General features: G+C 33.4%; 5 protein-coding genes and 1 pseudogene. 5 read left to right on the top strand and 1 reads right to left on the bottom strand.

Annotated features, from left to right (window positions below; genetic code table 11):
- Window positions 1–595: 595 nt before the first annotated feature.
- From FD20_RS12235 to FD20_RS12215, 5 genes and pseudogenes are all read left to right on the top strand, one after another.
- On the top strand, window positions 596–1,201 hold the full coding sequence (locus tag FD20_RS12235; RefSeq protein ID WP_057738870.1) for a recombinase family protein: 606 nt from the start codon (window positions 596–598) through the stop codon (window positions 1,199–1,201).
- Window positions 1,202–1,331: 130 nt separating this feature from the next.
- Window positions 1,332–1,586, top strand: a pseudogene (locus FD20_RS12230) (replication initiation protein); the annotation flags it as partial.
- The gene (locus FD20_RS12225) at window positions 1,579–2,109 is read left to right on the top strand and encodes a DUF536 domain-containing protein (RefSeq protein WP_057738866.1); all 531 of its coding nucleotides are present in this window, start codon (window positions 1,579–1,581) and stop codon (window positions 2,107–2,109) included. The pseudogene FD20_RS12230 and the gene FD20_RS12225, both read left to right, overlap by 8 nt.
- Before the next feature lie 45 nt (window positions 2,110–2,154).
- Window positions 2,155–2,868 carry an SIR2 family protein gene (locus FD20_RS12220; protein ID WP_057738864.1) on the top strand — a complete coding sequence of 238 codons (714 nt, stop codon included), beginning with the start codon at window positions 2,155–2,157 and terminating at the stop codon, window positions 2,866–2,868.
- Complete coding sequence (locus FD20_RS12215) at window positions 2,805–3,365, top strand: SIR2 family protein (RefSeq protein ID WP_162255660.1); 561 nt, start codon at window positions 2,805–2,807, stop codon at window positions 3,363–3,365. The genes FD20_RS12220 and FD20_RS12215 overlap by 64 nt, the downstream gene beginning before the upstream one ends.
- 130 nt (window positions 3,366–3,495) lie before the next feature.
- Here the strand turns inward: FD20_RS12215 and FD20_RS12210 are convergent.
- Window positions 3,496–3,750 (bottom strand): type II toxin-antitoxin system PemK/MazF family toxin (locus tag FD20_RS12210; protein WP_057738860.1); only part of this gene is annotated, 255 nt, incomplete at its 5' end.

Genomic DNA, 3,750 nt, shown 5'->3' with positions numbered 1-3,750 from the left:
ATGCTTGCTTTAAAATCATCAGTATATCGTTTCATATAAAAACTCCTATCCTAGTTAATTTATTATGGCACAACTGTCTAAATATTTGTGTACCAAATACTAGGATAAGAGCAATTTGTATGTTTAGAATTACCAATTGAAATTCCACTAAACATTACGACTAATGTCATAAAAAAAAACAATAATAAATTTTTTCATGTGTGTTCTCCCCTTTTTTAATAATTTTCTGCAACTACTTAAGGGTCTCTGATTATTTTTTTTTAAAAGAAGCTATTCGTTTACAAATACTGTGTGTAAATGCAAAGTTTCCAAATGAGACAGCTGATTTGGAAATTCTTACCTTAAAGCACTGTACTAATTTGGAATTCAATATTACTGCAACCAACACTGTTGTAGACAAAATTTTGTCTGAGAAAATTGAGGATACTAAAAAAGCAAAAACTAGAAGAAATATGCCTGGGGTCAGGTCCTAAATAATTTCAAGTTATGATATTTTTTGTACTTTATGAGTGTACCCAGGTGGTACACTTTTTTAGTTGTGTTATACTAAGAAAAGCATGTGTACCATTTGGATGTACCAAGGAGGACGTAGGAAATGAAAGTTGGATATGCACGGGTGAGTACCACTGAACAGAACTTAGATCGCCAATTAGACGCACTTAAAAAAGCTGGGGTGCAAAAAATCTTTGCCGAAAAAATTTCGGGGAAGAATGCAGACCGACCACAATTGAAGTCTATGTTGGAATATATTCATGATCAAGATGAGATTGTTGTCTTGAGTTTGGATCGTTTAGGACGAAGTTCGCGAGATTTAACGGATATTATTGAAGAAGTGCGACATAAGGGAGCTGTGCTAAATATTTTGGACTTACCAAGTTTTGCAGGAGTTGAAGACCAAAACCTGAAAGCTTTGTTATCCAACTTAGTGTTGGAGATCTACAAATACACGGCTGAAGAGGAGCGGCGGAAAATTCGTGAACGTCAGCGCCAAGGAATTGAGCTGGCTAAACAACGTGGTGCTTATAAAGGCGCTGTCCGTTTGTACGCCCCAGATTCACCTGATCGCCGGAAACGCTATTTATATCATCAGGTAGTGCAAATGCTGCAGCAGAATCCGCCAGTGCCAATTGCCCAGATTGCTAGAACAATTGGGACTTCAAGGTCGCAGATTTATCGAATCAAGAAGTTTTCTAATCTTTAACCAAATTAAAATAGATTTATGTGTTCTTATAGCCATTGAAAAGCACTGTTGACTGTATGTACTAAATTAAAACTAATGAAAGTAAGGTTGAAGAATAAGTCGCTATAGTTTATCTTTTTTATGAATATTAGAAAAAAGTGTAAATGATTTTCTGCAAGGAAAATTTCAAGATGAAAAACAGAAACTTTTGAATATCCAACATAATGGCGAACTAACAGATCAAGAAAAATGGCGTGCGACGGACAAGGTTAAAGGGTTACCACTAGGTTCCACCGAAAAACAAACATTAGCCGAACAACAGATTGAGCACGACAAAAAAATAAGAGATCAAGCAAGACAGGAAGCACTTGCTGAACTCCGAAAGGGGTTTGGAAATCATGCCTAAAACTATTAGAGAGCTTGCTGATGAATTGAATGTCTCCAAACAGACTATTCAATATCACTACCAAAGACTACCAGCAAAGAACCGGCAAAAAGATAGTCAGGGTGCAAACATGATTAGTCTTACAGCTGAGAGTATTATCAGAGACAAGGTAACAAAGCCTTTGGTAGCAAAGAGCCAACAAACAGGTAGCAAATGGCCGACAAAGACTAGCAAAGGAAATAACGAACTAGTTACTATTTTAAGAAGAGAAGTAGCAGATTTAAAGTTTCAACGTGACAAACAGCTTGCTACCAAAGACCAGCAAATAAGTAGCAAAGACAGACAAATAGATCATTTAACAAAACTAATAGACCAACAACAACAATTGCAATTAGCAACAGTAACAGAAAATCGCCATTTGAAAGAACGTCTACGAAAATTAGGTGGCTCGATTGAAGATTCTGAAAGTATAGAAAAAAGCCAAGTTGCAAAAAAGCAGGCACCTGAAAATATAACTAATAAAAAATGGTGGCATTTTTGGTGATCGAATAATTATTGTAAATATGTACTAGAAAAGAGCATACAAATTATGGATTATGTTAAGTATAAAACTGATTGTTTAGACAAATTAAAGGGCTTTCTAACATTGGAAAAGAAGAGGCCTGTATTGTTTATTGGATCTGGTTTGTCACAAAGATATTTAAAAATACCTGATTGGAAAGGATTATTAGATGTTCTATGCAAATCTCCGGTTAAAATGCCTAGACCTTTAAAGTATTATCTTCAAAGTACAAATGGTGACTACCCTAAGGTAGCTGATAAATTAAAACAAAAATATTTCAATTACTTTTGGAAACATGAAAAAGAATATCCAGATTCTTTATTTTCTGAAACAGAAAACAAAGACGTTTTTTTGAAATATTCAATCAGCAAAATCATAGAACAGCATGATATACAGTTAAATAGTGATGGCCTTTGGAATAATCCTGAAATAAAAGCGTTAAAAAAAGTTAACCCACAAATGATTCTGACAACAAATTATGATCTTTTATTAGAGAAGGTTTTTCCAAAGTATGATTCATATATAGGCCAGGATTCTATAAAAAGTAATCTTAATGACTTTAAAATAATGAAAATTCATGGATCAGTTACCGATCCCAAATCTATAGTAATAGATACCGCTGATTATAATCAGTTTGCAATTCGCCAAGAGTATATGGTTGCAAAATTACTTACTTTGTGGAATACCCTATTATTTTTATGGGATATAGTGTTTCTGATAGCAATATCAAGAACATTTTAAGTAGTGTAAAAAAAATAATGACTCCTGCTAAAAATATGTCAATCCCAAAACTAAATAATATTTTTTTCGTAGAATGGAATGATAAAAAAAATCCAACTCCAGATTCCATATCTTCTGAAAAGATAATTGATCTCGGAAATGGTGGGGTTAATTACCTAACAATATTCCCAGATAGTAAAGAAAATTTAATTACAGCAATTCCTCGACAATCTCTAGGGTATAGTACCGCTAAAACTTCCAACTATGATTTAGAGCTGCTAGATTTGAAAATACCTGGTCTTATAAAAGGCATCGTAGAAAAGGCAAAAGAAAAATCTCAAAACAGCGATCTTTTCTCTAAGGGACAATTTTATTATTATCCACAAGAAACATGTTTTAAATTTGGTATTATAGATTCACAAGAGAATCTACGTCCCTTATTTGAATTTAGCAGTACTGATTTGTGGAAAAATATATTTTCTAATTCAACAAAAATTAAGATTACAGTTTTTTCATAAAATTTGAACAGGTTATAAATAGGGCCTATACTATCCAATAGCCCCTCAAAAACATTGTTAAAATAGCCCCCAATATCTATAATGTAGATGTTGGGGGTTATTTATTTTAATATTAAAGAAATAACTTCTTTTATTTGTCATCAATACTAAACAATAGTTTGTACAAAGTGATTATTTCTTCTAATTCTTCACGCGATACATGATCGACAATAGCTTCGTTAGTGACATGTCTTGCCCGCAAATCTAAGGCTATTGTTTGATCTAATAATACTTTCCCATATACTGTTTGACTACTAGTTAGTCGATGATACATCGGAAAATTACGCTCGGTACTGCTAATTGGAGCCACAATCGTCATGTTACTTGTCTGACAGACTAGATCATT

This window comes from Liquorilactobacillus uvarum DSM 19971 (assembly GCF_001434935.1).
Lineage (GTDB): Bacteria > Bacillota > Bacilli > Lactobacillales > Lactobacillaceae > Liquorilactobacillus > Liquorilactobacillus uvarum.
The sequence above is the reverse complement of the archived record's forward strand: the minus strand, read 5'-3'. Positions and strand labels throughout refer to the sequence as shown.

Excerpts from the sequence above, each read along its gene's own strand:
- FD20_RS12235 (WP_057738870.1), top strand. The coding sequence starts at position 596 with ATGAAAGTTGGATATGCACGGGTGAGTACCACTGAACAGAACTTAGAT.
- FD20_RS12225 (WP_057738866.1), top strand. The coding sequence starts at position 1,579 with ATGCCTAAAACTATTAGAGAGCTTGCTGATGAATTGAATGTCTCCAAA.
- FD20_RS12220 (WP_057738864.1), top strand. The coding sequence starts at position 2,155 with ATGGATTATGTTAAGTATAAAACTGATTGTTTAGACAAATTAAAGGGC.